15 protein-coding genes are annotated in these 19,760 nt (G+C 48.1%); 7 read left to right on the top strand and 8 right to left on the bottom strand.

All coding sequences use genetic code 11. The annotated features are described in order from the left end of the window. Positions 1-432 (bottom strand): nuclear transport factor 2 family protein, encoded by a 432-nt coding sequence (locus ACJJIT_RS06305; RefSeq protein ID WP_252082292.1) that lies wholly within the window; start codon positions 430-432, stop codon positions 1-3. A 147-nt stretch (positions 433-579) separates the two neighbouring features. Between ACJJIT_RS06305 and ACJJIT_RS06300 the strand changes: the two genes are divergently transcribed. Together ACJJIT_RS06300 and ACJJIT_RS06295 are read left to right on the top strand one after the other, a co-directional pair. After that, positions 580-1,197 carry a sigma-70 family RNA polymerase sigma factor gene (locus ACJJIT_RS06300; protein ID WP_444900335.1) on the top strand — a complete coding sequence of 206 codons (618 nt, stop codon included), beginning with the start codon at positions 580-582 and terminating at the stop codon, positions 1,195-1,197. A 7-nt stretch (positions 1,198-1,204) separates the two neighbouring features. Beyond that, the gene (locus ACJJIT_RS06295; protein WP_252082294.1) at positions 1,205-1,888 is read left to right on the top strand and encodes a ChrR family anti-sigma-E factor; all 684 of its coding nucleotides are present in this window, start codon (positions 1,205-1,207) and stop codon (positions 1,886-1,888) included. Positions 1,889-2,000: 112 nt separating this feature from the next. Here the strand turns inward: ACJJIT_RS06295 and ACJJIT_RS06290 are convergent, their stop codons facing one another. Beyond that, positions 2,001-5,513 carry an indolepyruvate ferredoxin oxidoreductase family protein gene (locus ACJJIT_RS06290; protein WP_444900334.1) on the bottom strand — a complete coding sequence of 1,171 codons (3,513 nt, stop codon included), beginning with the start codon at positions 5,511-5,513 and terminating at the stop codon, positions 2,001-2,003. 569 nt (positions 5,514-6,082) lie between these two features. On the opposite strand from ACJJIT_RS06290, the gene ACJJIT_RS06285 reads away from it, so the two are divergent. The 3 genes from ACJJIT_RS06285 to ACJJIT_RS06275 all read left to right on the top strand — a co-directional run bounded on the left by ACJJIT_RS06285 (position 6,083) and on the right by ACJJIT_RS06275 (position 8,138). Then, positions 6,083-6,565: an Lrp/AsnC family transcriptional regulator gene (locus ACJJIT_RS06285; protein ID WP_152456185.1), complete on the top strand. Its 483-nt coding sequence runs from the start codon at positions 6,083-6,085 to the stop codon at positions 6,563-6,565. A 253-nt stretch (positions 6,566-6,818) separates the two neighbouring features. After that, positions 6,819-7,259, top strand: coding sequence for a hypothetical protein (locus ACJJIT_RS06280; RefSeq protein WP_444900333.1), 441 nt, complete (start codon positions 6,819-6,821; stop codon positions 7,257-7,259). Positions 7,260-7,355: 96 nt separating this feature from the next. Then, on the top strand, positions 7,356-8,138 hold the full coding sequence (locus ACJJIT_RS06275) for an alpha/beta fold hydrolase (protein WP_444900332.1): 783 nt from the start codon (positions 7,356-7,358) through the stop codon (positions 8,136-8,138). A gap of 65 nt (positions 8,139-8,203) precedes the next feature. Here ACJJIT_RS06275 and ACJJIT_RS06270 read toward each other — a convergent pair whose 3' ends face one another. From ACJJIT_RS06270 to ACJJIT_RS06260, 3 genes are all read right to left on the bottom strand, one after another. Next, the gene (locus tag ACJJIT_RS06270; RefSeq protein ID WP_252082302.1) at positions 8,204-9,865 is read right to left on the bottom strand and encodes a D-arabinono-1,4-lactone oxidase; all 1,662 of its coding nucleotides are present in this window, start codon (positions 9,863-9,865) and stop codon (positions 8,204-8,206) included. Positions 9,866-9,922: 57 nt separating this feature from the next. Beyond that, positions 9,923-11,791, bottom strand: coding sequence for a carotenoid oxygenase family protein (locus tag ACJJIT_RS06265; RefSeq protein WP_444900331.1), 1,869 nt, complete (start codon positions 11,789-11,791; stop codon positions 9,923-9,925). 781 nt (positions 11,792-12,572) lie between these two features. After that, positions 12,573-13,037: a GNAT family N-acetyltransferase gene (locus ACJJIT_RS06260; protein ID WP_444900330.1), complete on the bottom strand. Its 465-nt coding sequence runs from the start codon at positions 13,035-13,037 to the stop codon at positions 12,573-12,575. A gap of 566 nt (positions 13,038-13,603) precedes the next feature. Between ACJJIT_RS06260 and ACJJIT_RS06255 the strand changes: the two genes are divergently transcribed. Beyond that, positions 13,604-14,230 carry a hypothetical protein gene (locus ACJJIT_RS06255; protein WP_444900329.1) on the top strand — a complete coding sequence of 209 codons (627 nt, stop codon included), beginning with the start codon at positions 13,604-13,606 and terminating at the stop codon, positions 14,228-14,230. Positions 14,231-14,801: 571 nt separating this feature from the next. On the opposite strand, the gene ACJJIT_RS06250 is transcribed toward ACJJIT_RS06255, so the two are convergent. Beyond that, on the bottom strand, positions 14,802-15,575 hold the full coding sequence (locus tag ACJJIT_RS06250; RefSeq protein ID WP_444900328.1) for a hypothetical protein: 774 nt from the start codon (positions 15,573-15,575) through the stop codon (positions 14,802-14,804). Between the two features lie 197 nt (positions 15,576-15,772). Beyond that, positions 15,773-17,176, bottom strand: a complete 1,404-nt coding sequence (locus ACJJIT_RS06245) for an aminotransferase-like domain-containing protein (RefSeq protein ID WP_444900327.1) — start codon at positions 17,174-17,176, stop codon at positions 15,773-15,775. 142 nt (positions 17,177-17,318) lie between these two features. Between ACJJIT_RS06245 and ACJJIT_RS06240 the strand changes: the two genes are divergently transcribed. Continuing rightward, positions 17,319-18,221, top strand: a complete 903-nt coding sequence (locus ACJJIT_RS06240; protein ID WP_444900326.1) for an EamA family transporter — start codon at positions 17,319-17,321, stop codon at positions 18,219-18,221. A 53-nt stretch (positions 18,222-18,274) separates the two neighbouring features. Here the strand turns inward: ACJJIT_RS06240 and ACJJIT_RS06235 are convergent, their stop codons facing one another. Next, positions 18,275-19,702 (bottom strand): jacalin-like lectin, encoded by a 1,428-nt coding sequence (locus ACJJIT_RS06235; RefSeq protein WP_444900325.1) that lies wholly within the window; start codon positions 19,700-19,702, stop codon positions 18,275-18,277. Between the last annotated feature and the right edge of the window lie 58 nt (positions 19,703-19,760).

The raw sequence follows: 19,760 nt of genomic DNA, 5'->3' as shown, positions 1-19,760 counted from the left end.
TCAGCCCCGCTCCAGACGCAACTTAATCCTGCGCAACAGGGATCCCAGCAGGGGCACCTGCTCGTACACCATTGCCCCCATGTCATAGAAATCTTCGTGATAAAACACTTTGTCGGAAAAGCGCACCAAACTACAACCGCGTAAACGCAGCGGCCGGCCGCCCTTCAAAGACTGGTGTGCATAGTGCATATACCAGGGCAGGCAGGCACTATCACGGGTAATGGAAGCCTCCTCAAAGCGAAAGCGACACTGGGTAAGGCCGTGGCTCATATCAGAGAAATAGGCCTTGAGGGCGGGGAGCCCCTCGATTCGGTGCAGAGGATCGCGAAACACAATTTTGTCACTGTACATATTTGACAGTTCCGCCGGGTCTCTAACCAAAAAATCCCGATAATAAGACTGGACCTCTTTTACTAATGTGCGGCTGCTCATTTTCCCTTCCACTGTATTCCGCGGCGCTACCCCTCTGATTTACGTTAGCCTGCCAATGGCAGATCACAGCGCCAAAATAAAAATAACCCAATCCATTTAGTGCGCAGATGCGTAGTAAGGATCGACACAACATTAGAGAGCGCTAATATGGCGCATAGGCAAAGACAAAACGGCAATGGAATTGCGGTGAAAGCTTCCCAGGACTACAAGGATGACTGGAGCAGGCTGCTAACGCAGGTTGGCGCTCAGCGCGACCGCCAGGCGTTTGAGCGTGTTTTCCGACATTTTGCCCCGCTCATTAAGGGCTTCCACCACAGCCGCAGTACCCAGGCACTCAACGCCGAAGCGGCCGATGAACTGGTGCAGGAAGTTATGCTCAAGGTATGGCATAAAGCCCCCCGCTTTGACCAGGGCAAGGCCTCGGCCAGCACCTGGATATTCACTATTATGCGCAATTGCCGTATTGACATGCTGCGCCGCAACCAGCGCCATCAAAATCGCGACAACGATATTGATGTGGCCGATATTTGGGATGAGAACCTGGAAAGCCAGCCGCTGCTGTTCTTACAACACAAGCGCAACGAGCGCGATATTGCCGATGGACTCAGCGCCCTACCCGCTGAGCAGTGCCACATTTTGGAAAAGGCTTATATGGAGGGAAAATCCCACAGCGAGATCTCCGAAGAATTGCGCCTCCCCCTTGGCACGGTCAAATCCAGGGTGCGCCTGGCCATGAAGAAATTGCAAGCTCGGTTCGTCAGGTAAACGTCCAATGATTCGCCATCACCCGGATGAAAACCTTCTGTTGGAATACGCCTCAGGCAGCTTGGCCAGGGGCCCCAGCCTGGTTGTTGCAGCCCATGTGCAGATGTGTGCTGATTGCCGATCCCAGTTGCATACCCTGAACAATCTCGGTGGCTCCCTCCTAAATGGGAGCCCGGCGCAGCCATTGCAAGCCAACGCCTTCGAGCGCCTGATGGAACGCATCAGCCAGATTCCGGAGAAAATCCTCCACAAAAGTGAAGAAAGCTCCACCCCGGCCCCGGTCAGCAGGGAACCGGCTATGGACCACTTACCCAAAGTGTTAAATAAATTATTGGCCAGCAATCCAAACAGGCGCTGGAAGACCCTGACTCGCAACCTACAAATATGCCGGCTCAAGTCTGGACAGAGAGAGTATGAAGTGGCTTTTCACAGCCTGCGCAGCGGCAGCGGACTACCGAAACACGATCACCGTGGGCGGGAATTCGCCCTGGTACTGCACGGCAGCTTTTCCGATCACAACGGTATCTATGGGCGGGGGGATTTCGTCCTGCGCGAGCCGGGGCAGGTACACAGGCCCATCGCCACTCAGGACATGGACTGCCTGTGCTTTTCCGCAGTAGAAGCTCCGGTTTCACTCACTGGAGTCCGCGGTCTGTTTCTCAATCCGCTGATCCCCTTTCGGCCGGGTTAGACCCGATAGATTTTGCCTCCAGGTACACGGTAAGGAATATCACTGGCGTCCCTGCCATACATCCATTCCTTACTTATTTCCGATGCACTATTTACGTTGCTTACCCAGGGGCTCAGGAAACCGCCACCGGCGCCTGCTCCTTGTTCCCCGCGGTAAACTGGCTGAATAACTGCTGCCAGCGCTCCTGTACCTGGGCAAATTTCTGCTCACGCACATGCCCGTAACCGCGCACTTGCATAGGAATTGCCAGCAATTCCTGGGCTTCGGCAAGATTGTCAGCGCTCAGCTGAGCCGCTACCGATTGTACCGCTCGCGCCACCTGGCGTGCCCAGTCCCGTTCGGCGCGGCGCTCTTCGGTGTAGCCAAACACATCCAGCACGGAACCACGCAACGCTTTACCACGCGCCAACAATGGCATTAAGCGGCCCATCCAAGGGCCAAACTGCATCTTGCGCACCCGGCCACTGGCATCGGGGCGTGCCAGCAATGGCGGGGCCATATGGAACTTGAGGGAATAATCACCGCTAAAAGTCTCGCGCAACTGACGCTGGAAATCCTCGCCGCTGTACAGGCGCGCTACCTCGTACTCATCCTTATAGGCCATGGCTTTGAACAAGCTGTTGGCTGCAGTGCGGGTCAATTCCCCCGTCGTGCCGGCAAGAGCCAGCTCCGCTCGGTATAAATGCTCGATACCCTGTGTGAACTGGTGAGCGTAAGCGGCATTTTGATATTCAACCAGCTCGCGGCTCAAACGTGCGATCAATTGCTCCACAGATTCCTGCGGCTCGATCATTTTTACGGGCTGCGCCGGTACCGCCAGCTTTTCTATCGCCCTCGGATCCGTCGCCAACAAGCGCCCTGCACGGAATGCGCGCAGGTTATTTTCCACCGCCACACCATTCAGTTCGATGGCCCGCTCCAGTGCCGCCTCACCAATTGGCAGCAGTCCCTTCTGACAGGCGAAGCCCATAATCATCAGGTTGCTGGCAACCGTATCGCCAAACAGTGCCTGTGCGTACTTATTCGCATCGAAGGCGAAATACTCGGCACAAAGGGACTCAATACTCTGTTGGGTGGCATCCGCCGGGAAAGCTAGTTCGTTGTCTCGCACAAAGGCCGCCACCGGCACCTCGGCCGTATTCACCAGCGCACGCATTTTGCCCGTGGCAAATTTCGGGCGCTGGCCCGCAGCGGTGACCATATCGCAACCGAGCAGCAGCTCAGCGGCGCCATCGCGGATACGCGCAGTAGTAATGGCTTCCGGGCGTGCACCCACTTTTACGTGGGCGACCACCGCACCATTTTTCTGTGATAGGCCGGTGAAATACAGCGTGGTACTGCCCTTGTCTTCCAGGTGCGCGGCCATACCCAAAAGTGCCGCCACAGTGAGTACACCGCTGCCGCCGATGCCGGCCACCAAGATGCTAATAGGTTGTTCCAGGGCTGCCACCGGCGCTGGCGGCAAATCGACAATGGCAGAATCCAGGGACTTGGCCAGAGACTGAACCGGCGGTTTTTTCAGCTCACCACCCTCGATGGTGACAAAACTGGGACAGAAGCCATCGGCACAGCGCATATCTTTGTTACAGCTGGACTGATTGATCTGACGCTTGCGGCCATAGGGGGTTTCCAGGGACTCCACGGCGATACAGCTCGACTGCACACTGCAATCACCACAACCCTCACACACGCGCTGGTTAATCAGTAGGCGCTTGGGCGGATCCACCATCAGTTTTTTCTTGCGGCGCCGGCGTTTTTCTGCGGCGCACACCTGCTCGTAAATAATGGCGGTGACACCCGGCGTTTCACGCAGACGGCGCTGGACGGCATCCAGCTCTGAACGGTCTAACACTTCCACTTTCGCCGGCAACTGACCGCGGTGCTGATGCCAGTGATCGGGGTTTTCACTGAGCAGAACCACCACCCCAACGCCTTCTGCCAGCAGCTGCGCGGCCAGACTTGGAGCGTTTACCTCGCCATCGGCAGGCTGGCCACCGGTCATAGCCACCGCATCGTTGAGAAGGATTTTGTAAGTGATATTGACCTTACTGGCGACTGCCTGGCGAATCGCCAATAAACCGGAGTGGTTATAGGTACCATCTCCCATATTTTGGAAAATATGCTCGGCATTCGAGAAGCGGTGCAACCCCACCCAATGGGCGCCTTCACCGCCCATATGGGAGTAAGTATCGGTGCGCAGCCCCTTGCCCAGCGCCATGATATGACAGCCAATGCCGGCGCTGCCGAGGCTGCCCTCCGGCAGTTTGGTGGAAGTATTGTGGGGGCAGCCAGCGCAGAAAATTGGCTCCCGCGCCAACAGGCCTTGTGCTCGCTGAGGTACATTGCCTCCCAATTTTTCTGCCAGGGGGATCAAACGCTGTGCGAGGTCAGTATCTGCCAGCCAGCGGGTAATCGCCTTGGCCACCTGATCTGGTCCAAAACCCCAGATCGCCGGCAGCAGATCTTCACCCTTGAGGTCCTTCTTACCGACCACTTTCGGGCGGCGGTTGTCCTCCCAGCCATACAGTAGGTTCTTCAACTGGTCTTCCACCAGCGGGCGTTTTTCCTCCACCACCAGCAGCCGTTCCATACCGTCGGCAAACTCACTGATACCGCGAGGCTCCAGGGGCCATGACATCGCCACCTTATAAATGGCAATGCCCGCCTGGCGCAGATCTTCCTCGCTCAGGTTGAGCAGTTGTAACGCTTCCAGCAGGTCCCCATGGGCCTTGCCCACAGTCACGATTCCAAAGCGCTTGCGCTCGCTTTCATGCGTTGTTTTATCCAGGCGATTGACATAGGCAAAGGCCTGCGCCGCCGGCAAACGCTCCTCCAGCATACGGCGCTCGTACTCCAGGCGCTCAGCGGGCCAATTCAGGTGTGGGTCATAATTCAAGCCATGGGCAGGAATGGGGAAGTCCGCCGGAATAGTGAACTGTGGCAAGCTTGGAACCACCAGAGAGGCACCGGCCTCTACCGTTTCGGTAATGGCCTTGAACCCTACCCACAGACCGGAAAAGCGCGAAAGTGCAATACCAGCGAGACCGAGAGTGAGATACTCGTCGATACTGGCGGGAAACAGCAACGGCATCATTACCGATTCAAAAATCTGATCGGTGTTGTGGGAAAACATGGAGGACTCAGCGGTGTGGTCATCGCCACACAATGCCAGCACACCGCCGAGTTTGGCGGTACCCTGGATATTCGCCTGGCGAAATACATCTGCGGTGCGATCCACCCCGTGGCCCTTGCCATACCAAATGGAAAAGACCCCATCGCGGGTAGCCTGCTCTCGGTAGTGATCGACTAGCTGGGTACCCCAAATGTTGGTGGCCCCAAGGTCTTCGTTAATACCCGGTTCAAAGTGGATATCGTGCCCAGCGAGTAGCTTCTTATGACGCCAGAGCGCTTGGTCGTAACCGCCGAGAGGGGAGCCCCGATAGCCGGAAATAAAGCCCGCAGTATTCAGGCCAGCCAGCTCATCCATACGTTTCTGCATGAGCGGCAGGCGCACCAGCGCATCAATACCAGTCAGAAAGACTCGGCCAGAATCACGGGTAAATGCGGCTTTGAGAGAATACTCGGTATCAAAGCCCAGCTCCTGATCGCCTTCGACCATTGCCATGGGTACCACCTATTAATTCATTATTGCTTTTCTTTTGCCCGGTTTGATGACGATAGCCACGGTGCCACATTTCTCTCGGCACCTACTGAAACAGCTCAAAGCCAAACCGAAGCATCTGCTTATTAGCCGCTAAAATTAACACCGCCCGGCCGGGCAGGTCATACCAAAATAAGCCTGGCTAGGGCATAATACGGACACAACTCGCTAAAGATCACAAACTACCAGCAACAATTCACTCAAAAAGTCAGTTTTTTAGGGATTCATCGAATAGGCCCTACGCGGGGGCGCCACTGTGAGAGACGCAGAATCTACCCCCACACGTAACCACCTTCCTAGTTTGCAAGTCGGTTACAGGAAAGCTGAGTGAACGAGCAGTTGGCGGCTGGTCACTCAGCACAGATCTAGTGAGCGGATATTGATAACAAAGAATAAACGGTTTCACGGCGCAGTCATAAAACAGGATAATTGCCCAGAAAGGACTCAACCGGGATGTTTTGTCATGCCGGCATGGCAGTGAAGCAGCCGGATAATCCGGTGTTCGTTCAGAGAGAAGAGATACGGAAAAAACCATGGCCTATTTACTGGATGCCATCGATAAAAAAATCCTGGAGATCCTCCAGGAGGATGCCACTATTCCCAATATTGAGCTGGCAGAAAAAGTCTGCCTTTCCCCCTCGCCATGCTCGCGGCGGGTCAAAAATCTCAATGAACAGGGATTTATCAAGCGCGCCGTGACCCTTTTGGAGCCCGAAAAAGTAGGCCTTCCAGTTAGTGTCTTTATTCAGGTAACCCTCAACCACCAAGTGAAAAAAGAGCTACAGGATTTTGAATCTGTTATCGGCCAATGGCCGGAGGTTATGGAATGTTACTTAATGACCGGTGACTTCGACTACCTGCTCCGCGTGGTTGTTCCCAACCTACAGGCCTACCAGGAATTTCTCGATAAAAAACTGACGGAGTTACCGGGTATTGATCATATTAAGAGTAGCTTTTCCCTAAAACAGGTACGTTACCGCACTGAATTACCGTTGGATCAGTTGTTGGAAAAATAAATTAGACAGAAATACCCTCCTGCCACTGTCCTGATAAATTTTTAAGGCAATCCTCCAGTTTAAAGCGCCTGAGTTATACCCGGGCGCTCTCGCGATGCAGATCGTTTATTAATCTTGCTCTTGTTAATGGGGTCCATCAGGCTAACTCATTGAGAGACAGACTCTCATAGATCATTGAATTATCAATATACTTGGTCTGGGAAAAGCTATCCGCAAAAAAGAATATGAATAACTGGTGTTTTAAGGGAAGTCATTGAAAGCAATAATCAGAAAGATCTTACTGGCCACGTCAATTGCAGGCGGCTCTATTGGAAGCATTATGGTTGCAGCAGATACCATGATTTCACGAGAATTAACATTCAATAAAGTAATTGGTAGCAGCCTAGTATTTGCCTTTTTTGTATACTCAGTATACGCGGGCATAAAATTTTTGAGATTCCCTTCAAACATTAAGCACCTTGAGCGGGTTTTTATCGCACAGATCCCCTGGATCACATCTCCTATTCTGAGTTTTAAACTTGCCACCGGAGTAGGCGCATCCTTTTTATTGATATATCCACCCTTCAGTGATACATATCGCCTGAGCATCGGTGCTGAATACTCACTCTCCCCATTAAGTAAACAAACCTGGGGGATTGGAGTAAACTTGGCCGCTATCAGCTTCTTGGCCCTTATCAGACTTTACAAAGAGTAAAACTTTAAGGCATAGAAGCGCAGACCCAAGCTATTAGCGCTCTCTAATTCAGAGAGTGAAAAGTTAGAAATAAATAATAAAGTTTATATACCAAAGATGAAGCACTCACTAGAAAAACCTAAAGAAACTGTCCTCTTTCTTCATGGTGCACTTGCCGATGAAAGAATGTGGGAACCACACCATCGTATACTCGCAAAAGAATACAGGGTTGCTTCTCTTACCCAAAGACATTTTGGTGTTGATAATAAAGGCTCGAGTGGAAGTTTTGGCATTGAAACTCATGCCAATGATTTAATTAATTTCTCAGCCACGCTTGGCGATGGCCCCATTCACTTGATCGCCTGGTCTTATGGTGCTGATGTTGCCTTAAGCGCAGCAATAAAAGCCCCCAAATTGTTCAAAAGCTTATTTATCTATGAGCCTGGCTATCCAGGACATCTGGATACCAAGAAAATGGAGGCGTTTATGCAGGATGCCGAAGCCATGTTTGGCAAGGTATTCGAAGCGGTTGCCAATGGTGAGCTTGAGGAGGCTGTGACGTTTCTAATTGATGGCTCCGGGAACAGAGCTGGCTACTTCTCTTCACAAGCACCAGCGCTTCGGGCCCAGCAACTGGAGAATGCTCACACCCTGCCCTTGCAACTCTCTCAAACTGAAAAGCCCTGCCTGGATAAAGAGCACCTGTCGACAATCCAAATCCCCACTACGATTGGATACGGCAGTAATACCAGAAATCTCTTTCAGATAGTATCCAAATCTGCTGCCAGTCACACTCCTTCATCTAAATTATTGCAAGCGGCTTCAGAAAATCACATGTTGCCAATAGAAAATCCAGAAAAGTTTTGCCTGTATATTAAAGAGCACCTTTCAAAGAATTAACACTCAATCATCAATAAAATAAAAAGGAGTGGTGAAACCACCACTCCTTTTGTATCAATACAAGCCTAATCTTTCTTACATATCCGCGCCTCGGAATACCAATTACCTGCTTGGCAAGTTGCCCCTTGCTCACAATGTGCATCGGTTCTGCAATAGCACTGCCCGTCAGCATTACATTGGGGCGTTAGATAATTCTCAAGAGGGTCTTGGCCACTAACCCGCTGCCAGAATGGATTGGTAAAGACATTCTCAGGATCCAATTCCGCCTTGGCATCAAGGAACTGAGACCATTTCGGGAAGCGCGAGGGCATATCCTCAAAAATAGCCACCGAATTCTTACCCCAGTGCGGTCTGGCGCCATATTTGCGTAGCGACATCTGCTCAATTTCCAGGTTTACAAAGTAGTTTTTAGGCACCGCCTCACCGCGCTGGCGCAGAGTATACTCGATACCTACAAAAGCGGTGTCGCGCCCAGCACTCATTCCCAGATAGCTATCGGAGGCCTTACCAAAGCGGAAGTAAATACCGTTCAAGGGGAAGCAGGTGCGCTCACTGTGGGCAATAATCTGGCGCACATCGGCAATCCAGTTGGGCAGCTCCTCAAAAGGTATGGCCACTTCCTGCAAGGCAATCGGCAACTTATCCCAGACACAATTGTTCGGCTCTTTACAGACAAAATGCTGCATCAGATCCGCGTGCCCCGTGGGCTTGATGAATTTCTTTAGACCGGTATTTACATCGCGGAAATAAGAACTGGAGCGGGCCGTATAGCGCAGAGATGCGGCAAAGCACTGCAGGGCAGCACTGTCGGCTTCATGCAAGCTATCAAAAATCAGGCCAAAGAGATATTCGGAAAAATCCGAGACATCAGCTTGAGCGTTATAAGCATTGCCCCGGGTGTCCAAAGGAACCTTATTATAAGTAGTAACCGTATAGCGGCCGAGACCTGGGAACCAGGCAATATTTGCGGAGTGGTTATCCCGAGCCAAGCCCAAAATGACATTCTCCAGATCGCTGTCATCCCGGTGTCCCTTCACTTTGGCTTGTACCTTGTAGCCGGGTTCGGCTTCAATAGTCACTTCAACCACAACCCCCAAAACACCAAGGTTAACCCGCGCAGCATTGAGTAGTTCACCAGTGATTACACGCAGATTCCCCTTGCCATCAACGAGCTTTATCTCGGTGACATAGTCAGAAATCATATTGCTTTTCTGAGTAAAGGTGGATCCATGAGTGCCGCTGCCGAGCATCCCGCCAATCGAGAAGATCGCCAGCTCAGTAACCATCGGTACACTGAGTTCATGCTCACGCAAATAGGCTGCTAGATCATTAAAACGCATACCAGCTTGAACAGTTACCAAGCGGTTTTCTTTATCCAGGCTAACCACCTGGTTCATATTTTCCAGAGTGATTTGCACTTCGCCGTTGCCCGCACAAGCCGCGTCTATCTGGCTGTTAAAGCGCCGAGTGCCGGTCATGACCTTACGCCCCTGAGCGGCAGCATCGCGCACTATCGACTGTACCTCAGCGATTGTTGAAGGGTCATGAATAACACCGGGAAAACAATCCTGGGTGTCCTGATAGTTTTTCAAAACCTCAGGTACATCAATGGGGGGAGGTAACTGCTCCGCCGAAGCCCCCGCAGCAAAAAACAAACCTGCCGCACACAAGAAATTGGTAGCCCGGCGCAACAAATGACTTCGCCCGGAGAGAAGTGGATGGTACATGCCTTTGCTTCCTTGTTGTTGCATTATTGAGTTGTTGTATTTCAATTAATGGAAAAATTAACCAAATCTAGGTAACAGCTCCCGATCGATTATTTCCTGAACATTGCGACTGTGATCAGGCGCTTTACTACGCAGGAAATCCCCGTATCCAGAACGGTAAGACATAGCTGGACGGCGACCGATAGAGGGCACCCACAGGGCATGGTTGGTGGTAGCAAATTCCAAAGACTCACTGGCGAGGATACAGAGTGGCCCTCGGCTGAGTGCGGCAGCATCAAATATCCAGAACTCTTTACCGTTGGATTGCGCACTACTCGGATTTTTCCGAACAACCGCAGCAATTAGATAACCATCATTCTGCGCAGTGGAACCAGGCCGCGCCATAAACTGCGGTGTCCGCATCACACAGTCATCGGGGAACTGATAAGCATCGGCAATTTGCATGCGGGTGCAATCCATATGCACCAAAGCAGATGGCTTACTTTGCTCGGGCATATCCCAATAACTATAAAAACGTTCTGGGTAATTGCGGTATGCCCAGGAAACGCGCATAGAAACCAAATCTGGGCGGTAGCCCACCGCAGCCCAATACAGATGCTCAAATGTCTCTGGAAACTGAAAGTGCCCTCGATAAGCTGGGTCATTCATATCCCAAAGGAGGTTTTCATCGCGGATAACCCGGTAATCGTCTTTGATCTCCCGTGCAAAGTCAGACGTTACCTGAATTCTAGCCCGCACCAGACCTCCAACATCCACAGGCGCCGCCGGATAGCCGGACAACCACTTGGGCACTAGCCCACCCTCTTGGAATATTTCATAGCGGAACAGCTGTTCAGACTTGTCCATGGCTCCCATATACTGGCCATAGAGAGTGATTTCACCGGCGCTGTCGTCATAGTTGCAAACGATATCGGAGGTATCAAAGCCCAGCTCCAGGTAGTCAGCAATAATATCCTCACGCCCAGGCACCATATCTGACTTGCGTATCACCCAACAGCGAGTTTTGTGCTCCTGCGGAAGCACAATATGGGTACCGAGAATACGAGTGGATTCGACCCTCGCCGCGGTCTCAAAAATAATGACATGGTTACGAGTAACTCCCAGGGAGTGGGAACTGGCCGCGATATAAGCGTTATTTCCCTGGCGGTCACGAATATTCCAACTTTTGAAAGCCCCCCGCTGATCCCAGGAAATCAAGCGAATAAAGCCCGAGCGACCGGAGTCACCCATATTGCCACCATAATTGATGGTAATGCACTCACCGGACGCCAAATCAAAGAAGGGGTGGCCAGTAGTGCGAATTTGTGGGAACAACCACTTCTTTGGCGTTAGGTTATCCAATAGAGGAGGAAGACTGGATTCCCACTCTCCCACCTCACCAATAGGGGTTATCATTTCCAGAGTGGTAGCATCGAACTCATAGGGCACCCCCCCCTCATAGCTCATCGCAAAGCGGTTTTCCCCCATATAATTGGGGGCCGTATTGCAATAATTCATAAAGCCAAGATTTGGGCTGGAATAGATAGTTCCCCCCAGCAAATTAAACTTATCGAAACCACTCAGATCTTGCTCCTGCATAATTGCAGAGGCGGTTCTGATCATTTTTCGCGTATAAGCCACACTGCCATTACTGGCTCTACCACTGAAATCCAACCGGGTAAGCGCACCTTTTCCATTTGGAGTCAAATGGTTAGGAGCGAGAGGAATCCCCTCAGCCATCAACAAATGGCCGGTAACATCATCAGGCAAGTTACCTTGAACCACCTTAAGGAAACCGGAAGAATCCTGCAGGCTGCCATGCATAATTGACTTTGGGAAGGTGGAATCCTCTAGGCGATTACTTGCCTGAGCTGTAGAACTGGTCATACCAGCCAGTGGCAGTGCCGATAGAGCACCTGCGGCTTTCAGAAGATCGCGACGTTTCATTATTTTCCTTGTAATAAAAACGGCCGACTGCTTTAACTGACCTTATGTTTATAAATTTAGTGCAATGTATTCATATTTGATTTTTAACACCCTTTTCACCAAGCGATATATATTTATTATTTCCCAGCTTGGCGAACACACCAAAGGTGAAAACATTTAAACCCGAGCGGCAGTTAATTATATTAAACCGCAAAAATCAAGAACGAGATGATGACACTGTTAACCAGTTTTTCCGTAAAGCATAAGCGCCCTACAGAACTAAACAGTCAGGCAAAATAATATCAATAAAACATCTACTAAATCATATTTCCAAGCATTAACTCAGACGGAAATGAGAATCTTTTTCAGTATTTATTGTAATTCCGAACGCCTAGGCTAGAAAATCTCAAAGAGCCAAACTCTATTTTTATTACAACCACCGCAACCCCCTAAATATTCACCACTAAAAAATCGTGCAACTTAATGACGCCACAACGATTCATTCAGCCTTAAAGGCTAAAACAGGGAGTTTTTCACCACCAAACAAATATTTACATTAATCGGCATAGCATATATTTCCCGTCCACTCTCAACGCTCAATGTTATAGAAGTATTATTTGGAGAAAGCTTGTTGAGGCACCCTTACAAAGTCCTAAATTTAAACGATGAGAGCGAATTAATATAAGCTTTCCCACCTTAATACACACTGATTTCTCAGCCTATATAGGGCCCGATACAATCAATAAAAACCGCAAGGAAAATAGACATACAGAAGGTACCGAACCTTATAGAAAAATAAGGGCTATAATTCCAGCTTCAACCTCTCCCCATTAGAGTTATCTGAAAATCCTTCCCGACGATAAAAATCTGCTGTCCTGCTCCACTCGTCTTTCTCTGGTGTACTCACCTCCAAACGTGGCCACCCCTGCTCTCTTGCAAACTGAACCACTCGGTCCAGCATTTTTTTACCAATCGACTGACTTCGGCATTCAGGTTCTACGTAAAACTCTTCAATTACGCCATAATACCCTCCAGCATAAATAGCTGCAGACCTGGAAACGGTAATAACAGCAACAATCTCACCCTCAACTCTATAAAGAAAAGCATTATAAGCACTCTCCCTTACCAGCAGCTTGTTACTTGCCTCAATGAGTTGATCAGGTTTGATTTCACGCTTATGCCCCACCAAAGCCATTAATAGCTTGGCAACTAGATGCGCTACTATATCGGCATGCCTTGGCGTGGCAGTTATTATTTCACCCTGCATAGTTCTACTCCCAAATTTTTCCGTACTAAAGGGGCTAGTTGAGCTCCCTGGCCCATATAAATGTGATCACATTTTTAGGCTATCAGCCTGTAGGAGTTATAGCAAGCCAATCGAATGCTTACCCTTAAACCTACCACCAATGAAAGGGAGTATTTTTTCAGACGGATGTAAAGACAGCAATCAAAGCTTAACAGGAACTATATTTACAGTAAGCAGTAGAAAATGAGTGTAGTACTGCCCCTGCTACTTTTGGAATGTGGTAAAAATAAACAAATAATTGCAGCCAGGATTGAAAAGATCAGGGATCCCTTACCCGTGGTTATTTTGAAGTTAAAAACATAGGCTCAAATTAATAGATTCCATAAATGTTATTACAAGTTATCACATTGTGATTCTAATTTATTAGATGATAATTTACACTAAACAATTGGTCGCAGGGAGTTAAACGGTACTAACTTTGGTGTTTTTAACGAAATCAAGCATCTAAGTATTTTGAGGCAATCTTACGTACCACTTATATCGACCTGTGCCAACTTATCAATTGTTAATTATAGAAGGAACTAAGGGTGATTTTGCATTGGGATCAAATTGTACATCACTATGGGCATGGAGAGATTACGAGACCCAAACGTGGGACTAGGCAAGTAGAATGGAGTGCCGTTGAATTCTGGTCTGAATACAAGAAAATGTATCTAAAGGCGGAAAATCCGACTTATAGCTTTTTATTTTCTCCTTCCAGCATTGAAGAAGTATTTACATCAACAAGTGGAAACGGTTCTCACGCTGAAGAAAAACTCATGAAATCTTTAACATGGAAGGTTTGGATTCCTTCAGCAATTGACAACTCTATTTCAGGACTCAGCCAGAAATTCAATGTAATCCTTGGTGTAAGCCGAACTCCCTGCTCAAACTGCACCGACCTATTAGTGAGTCAAATTCAGAATATTCAACGACGCTACCCATTAAGATATGAAAATGCTCGCTTTATACTGGCCTCTTTAGGTGCATATAAGCCAGGCGAGACAAATCCTGATAATATGCGCACATCAATTAAAGATCTCACTAGGCTAGATAGATCTGGATGGGAACTGTGTGTTCTACAAACTAAGAATACTTTGACTAGAAATGGAAAAATTTTACAATGTGCACTTGAAAATATTGGTCGAAAAGGAATTCTTCGCCTGGAAAACTGATGCTCAAATAAATTGTTATTCTTCCTGTCTAAATATTTAGTTTTTCTTCACATTCTAGTGCGCTTGGCCTCCGATAATAAGTACAATTTACAAGGGAGGATTCAGCTGGTAGAGCCGGCATCTTTCCCGACCAAGAAAAAGACACTCATAAGCTACTACTAACTGAGCGAAAACGAACGATACCAGACCTACAATCTGAACACTCTCAGAAAACAATTGCGGAATTTTTGGAAAGGCATCTCTCGACGAATAGTCGGGAGCTACAACACAATACTGGCTTGCGAGGAGATCACTCTGGGCAAGCCTATAGGACATAGAAAGTGACCGATGGCATGTTACAACAATATGGGTCTGCAAGTTGATGTGCTTGCAGCACATGAGAATTGTAGTTATTACTTGCAACAAGGGTTAATTATTCTGGCGGAAGAGAAAAAATTTGAAGTAGTACTAGGCAGGGTCAAGTGTATTGGAGAACAATAAGCCTACTCTATCAGAAAACGAAAAGCTGGAAACCACTATAAGGATACAAAAAAGCTCCCACTTGAGGAGCTTTCACAACCATCAATACTTATCAGTCCCAGCGATTAAATACCACATGCATTCCGTGGTTGTCATCACTAACAAATACGAAATAACCTGCATTGGTGTGCCTGGAAGCACATATTTTAGTACCGCCAGAGGTCTCGGAACACTCCATTTTATTGGCTTCAATACCTATCGTTTCATAGGCACATTGATTAGATTGTCCAGCCAGATTTTGCACCAGATCACGTGTAGTTCTAGCCAACACAAATCGGAAATCACCAAAGTAACGGTAATTATAGGCATCCAGGTAATACGCCTGGGAATCCACACCAGACTTTAGAAGGTCGGAGTAACACTTCGCAGGATTGGCCATCCACAGCATGTCCATGTCATTAGAGGTGTGAACTGCAGGCCAGTTTTGCTGGTCATGCTTGGAAAGGACTACATTGGTGGAATCAACGTAGTCTTTTACAACAACATAGTCACCTTCATCACTTTCTATACGGCAAACTGGCGCACCGCCGATAAAATCATCACACTGTACATCATCTAATGTGATTTGAGTGGTGGAAGTGATACAGCTAGAGGCAAAGTTTTTTGCCCAGTTTTTCACCGCGGTAACGGCATACTCGCGCTTATCTTCAATTTCATAGTAGAAATCTGAAAAAATGCGATACACCTCACGGTCATTTGTATTGCTCTGGGTCGCAGCCTCGGAGCATTGGCTAAAATTCGGCAAATCAAACGTTGTGTTGGCCTGTGCAGGAATAGCAGCAGCAACAGCCATAGCTACTACAGATAAGGATGCAATGGTTTTCATTCGAAATCCTCCATGAACTTACTCTCTCAAAATCGTCGCGGATTCTAGCAAAGGGAAGCCATCGAATGAAACATTTTTGTAATATGGTGACAGAGCAGCCATTGCTAACTAAAGTTGATCCCTCTGAAGTCAGTAGCTACTTGGTGCAGGAACATAACAATAAACTTACGGATGCCTTCCGGACTAAGCTGTATAGTTTATGCAGCAACACTTCGATTGATCAGTTCGACCAACTGCTCCAGCTGTTTTTTTGCCTGGGAATACTCACCATTATTATCCCTCAATGGAAAACCACAATTAATCCTCAAGCAGTCTTTATAGTAATTCAAGGTACTAAAGCATACTCCGGTTCGGATATCCAAGAGTTGCCTCTTTAAAAGAATCGCGAATTCATCCTCATTTAACCCGGGAACTTGAAGCCATAAAACCAATCCTCCTGTTGGCATGCTAATCCGCACCTTTGGGATGAGGTGGTCGGTCAGGAAATTACGATACTGATCAACTTGCTCCCGCAACCGGGGTCTCAATGTCGCCAGGTGCTTAGCATATTGCCCACTACTGATAAAATCAGCCAAGCTCAATTGGAGTGGTGAATTTACTCCCAAGCTCTCGAGATGACGTTGCTGTCTGTAATCATTTAAATATCGTCCAGGCAAACACCAACCCAGTCGATAACCAGCACTCAGTGTTTTTGATATAGATCCACACCATAATAAGTATCCCCCGGTATCCCAATGGCATGCTGGGAGTGGAGGGGCTCCCCGGTGATCTAACTCATGGTAGATGTCGTCCTCGATAATCGGGATTCGGTATTTATTCGCTAACCCAGCCAGCTGCTGTTTCTGTTCGACACTGAGACAAATACCGGTTGGGTTCATATGGCTAGAGGTAAAAAGCCCAGCCCGAAAACCGCCTTTTTGCATCTGTAACTCCATCTGTCGCAAATCTAAACCATCCATTGTGGATGGTATCTCTACGACAGTCCGCCCCATTCCCCCGAGGAGCTGAAGTAAACCGCTATAGCAAGGAGAGCTGACCGCTACTACATCCCCAGGTTTTGTCGTTACTTCCAGTGCTGTACGTACAGCATCAAGACAGCCATTGGTTATCACCAGATCAGAAGCTTGGAAATGGAAACCCGAAGCGCCAAAGTGCTCACTGAGAGAACGACGCAAAGACAATTCTCCTTGCACATTAGGATAAAGACACACCCGGCTCCCCTGACTACGTGAAGCGCGACGTAAGCTTCGCTCTAACTTAGAAACAGGCTGCAACTCTACAGATAACTGAGTTATTCCCAGTGGGCCTGGCTCCTCCGAATGAAAGAAATGATCCGCAATCGGTGTCGTAGTCTGGCAAGAAAAAGCGGGCATCTCAGGAGGCCCAGAAACATCCAATGGTTTTCTTACATAAAAACCTGACTGCGGTAAAGCCTGAATCCATCCCGTCTCCTCCAGATAACGATAACAATTCAATGCGGTAGTCAGGCTAACCTCATTCACCCTAGCAAGCTGACGTAGAGAAGGAAGCTTTTGTCCAGGCTGCACCTTTCCCTGGCGAATATCTTCCACTAAATGATCAGCCATTTTCTTGTACCGCATCATACTCCCCAAACTCAATTAACCTTCCAGCCCCTTATTGGGCAGAAAGTAACAAACTGTATACTTTTTTTAATTGAAATCTGTATCTGTCTCTAACCTCAGAATGCACAGAAACTATCCCGATATCAATAGGACAGTAGTTATGAGATACAAAGATTTGAGTCTTGGAATTTTCGTGATGGCTATTTGGGGAGTCAACTTTATTGCCATTAAAGTGAGTACGACAAATCTCAATCCACTACTAGTTACCGCGCTGCGCTTCACTCTTGCAGCAATACCGGCCATTTTCTTTATTCCCAAGCCGCCCGTTGCCTGGCGCTATATCCTCAGCTATAGCTTGGTCTTTGGCACAGGGATCTGGGGACTTGCTACTTGCTCACTTACTGCTGGGCTCTCTCCAGGTATGGCATCACTGCTGCTCCAGCTCAATGCAGCAATTAGCGTATTACTTGGCTGGCTGATCCTTAAAGAGACGGTCAGTGCACAAAAAATATTGGGATCCAGCCTGGCAATCTTAGGATTATGGATTGCTTTCCTTATTGAAGATGGCAGTGTCAGTCCCCTTGGTGTGGTGCTAGTGATTCTGGCAGCAACTTGCTGGGGTATCAGTGGGCTGATTGTCAAAGCGGCCAATACCAAGGAGGTTTTCGCTTTTATTGTTTGGAGCCTTCTGTTTGCTCCCATCCCTTTACTGGTTCTTGCGTTGGCCCTGGAAGGTAAAGAGGTTTTAAACAACCTTTTTGAAATTGATAAGATTACCCTAGCCTCAATTCTATTTCAGGCTTGGCCCACCACCTTACTAGGCTATTGGATTTGGAATCGTTTGGTTGTCACTTACCCTTTATCGACTATCGCTCCTCTTACCTTACTGGTACCATTTTTTGGTCTCTTGGCTAGCTGGCTTGTTTATCAAGAGCCTCTTGGGATAATGAAAATCTGTTCAAGCTTATTGATCATTTCTGGGCTCATTGCGGGAGTCATAAAGTGGGATAAAGTGAAATTGAGCAAAAAGAAGCAACCAAATGTGCCCATAAATATTCAATAAGGTTTTAGAGTAAGTGCGGATTGGGCCTCCCAACCCGCCCTCACCTCCGCCACCTAGGGCAAACAAGAAGGCGTAGTAAAGAAGTATTTTACCTCGTAATCACTACAATTCTCTGTTGCACAGAAGAAACGATAATTAGAACCGTGATTCCCCACTAATATACTCTCTCCTATAAACCTGTAATCCAGTTTGGAATCAGCCAAGCGACCAACAACATTTACGACATCTTTCACTTCACAGGTATTGGAGATATTACCTGCCGCTTTGTGTTCATTAAAACTTTCGTAGTCAATGCCACCAGAGGAGGGGTTGTCATTATTGAGCCATTCCGTTGCGTAATAGCCAGCATTGATCAAAGAACTGGAAAGCTTGTGCACACCCAAAGCAATAACTTCATCCCCTTGGCGCCCATGGAAAGCAAATATCTGCTGGGTAGAGGTAGAAAAATAGCTCTTACAGGAACCCTGCTGCATGCCACCTGAAACTGTCTCCCCTGTACTGGAAGTCAGTTTTAAATAATAAATACTACCGGAACTGTACTTTTCATCATCCCAGCAGATTTTAACATCATCGAGATATTCACCACTGGCGGAGTCAAAACTAAGGACAGAGCCCATTGAGCCACCATCTCCGTCACCATACTCAATGCAAAGTTCACGATCACTCGCATTTGCATGGCTAACAGCCTGCTGGAATTCATAACAAGCCTTTAACCCATCAATACGACCTCCAGAACGAATTTGTACCGATTTCAAATTCATAGTGCCGCTACCAAGCAGTTTACGCTTGATTAAATCGATGGAATCAAATGCAGCACCACCAGTGCCACCAATCGCATCCTTTTTGAGGTAGCCATAATCAGAGTAAGCATCCTGGCTGGCAAGCCAAAAATCCTCAAATACCTTATAATAATTTACCCAAACCGAAGTTGTTATGCCCTTAGTATTTCTTTCAGCATAGAGTTCAGTACTTTCAAGGGCATTATAAGGCATACCGTATTGATAGCCCTCTGCAGCACAAGCGCTATAGCCATCAATCCAGGCACCGGTGGACTCACTGATGTGCCAATTTCTATTAGCATCTACACACGCAAATACACGGATCGTAGAGCAATCATAATCTCTAATCTCCCCATCATTAGTTAGCCAACTACAACTGTGCTCGGTACCCGGTGAGTCATCTCGCCAAGACCAAAGGAAATCTTCAATTTGTGGAGCTTTGGATGCTTCAATGGTTGTTGCATTGGCTTCAACTAAAGCCAACTCTATCAGCTGGTAACCTGCCTGTGCTTTTTCTTGGACGGTATCACCATAAATTTTGATATCGTTCTTACTGTACTCCGTAGTTGCATCCAGTACGACACTGAAATTTCCATTTTTATAGTGGGTGGTAGCGCTGCTATTACCATCAGAATCCGCTGTCAACTGGCTGGAATTTTGAGCCAAAGGTTCATTGGAGGTTAGATTGCCAGCAGCATCCATTTCATCTACGCCAATCCAGACATTCCTTAAATACTTGCTTGTTTTGGATTCATCATGA

It is taken from the genome of Microbulbifer mixtoriginis (SeqCode), from assembly GCF_052467515.1.
This window is presented reverse-complemented; position numbering and strand designations above follow the sequence as displayed.

Excerpts from the sequence above, each read along its gene's own strand:
- ACJJIT_RS06285 (WP_152456185.1), top strand. The coding sequence starts at position 6,083 with ATGGCCTATTTACTGGATGCCATCGATAAAAAAATCCTGGAGATCCTC.
- ACJJIT_RS06290 (WP_444900334.1), bottom strand. The coding sequence starts at position 5,513 with ATGGCAATGGTCGAAGGCGATCAGGAGCTGGGCTTTGATACCGAGTAT.
- ACJJIT_RS06265 (WP_444900331.1), bottom strand. The coding sequence starts at position 11,791 with ATGAAACGTCGCGATCTTCTGAAAGCCGCAGGTGCTCTATCGGCACTG.
- ACJJIT_RS06240 (WP_444900326.1), top strand. The coding sequence starts at position 17,319 with ATGAGATACAAAGATTTGAGTCTTGGAATTTTCGTGATGGCTATTTGG.
- ACJJIT_RS06270 (WP_252082302.1), bottom strand. The coding sequence starts at position 9,865 with ATGTACCATCCACTTCTCTCCGGGCGAAGTCATTTGTTGCGCCGGGCT.
- ACJJIT_RS06245 (WP_444900327.1), bottom strand. The coding sequence starts at position 17,176 with ATGCGGTACAAGAAAATGGCTGATCATTTAGTGGAAGATATTCGCCAG.
- ACJJIT_RS06275 (WP_444900332.1), top strand. The coding sequence starts at position 7,356 with ATGAAGCACTCACTAGAAAAACCTAAAGAAACTGTCCTCTTTCTTCAT.
- ACJJIT_RS06295 (WP_252082294.1), top strand. The coding sequence starts at position 1,205 with ATGATTCGCCATCACCCGGATGAAAACCTTCTGTTGGAATACGCCTCA.
- ACJJIT_RS06300 (WP_444900335.1), top strand. The coding sequence starts at position 580 with ATGGCGCATAGGCAAAGACAAAACGGCAATGGAATTGCGGTGAAAGCT.
- ACJJIT_RS06235 (WP_444900325.1), bottom strand. The coding sequence starts at position 19,702 with ATGGATGCTGCTGGCAATCTAACCTCCAATGAACCTTTGGCTCAAAAT.
- ACJJIT_RS06260 (WP_444900330.1), bottom strand. The coding sequence starts at position 13,037 with ATGCAGGGTGAAATAATAACTGCCACGCCAAGGCATGCCGATATAGTA.
- ACJJIT_RS06305 (WP_252082292.1), bottom strand. The coding sequence starts at position 432 with ATGAGCAGCCGCACATTAGTAAAAGAGGTCCAGTCTTATTATCGGGAT.
- ACJJIT_RS06250 (WP_444900328.1), bottom strand. The coding sequence starts at position 15,575 with ATGAAAACCATTGCATCCTTATCTGTAGTAGCTATGGCTGTTGCTGCT.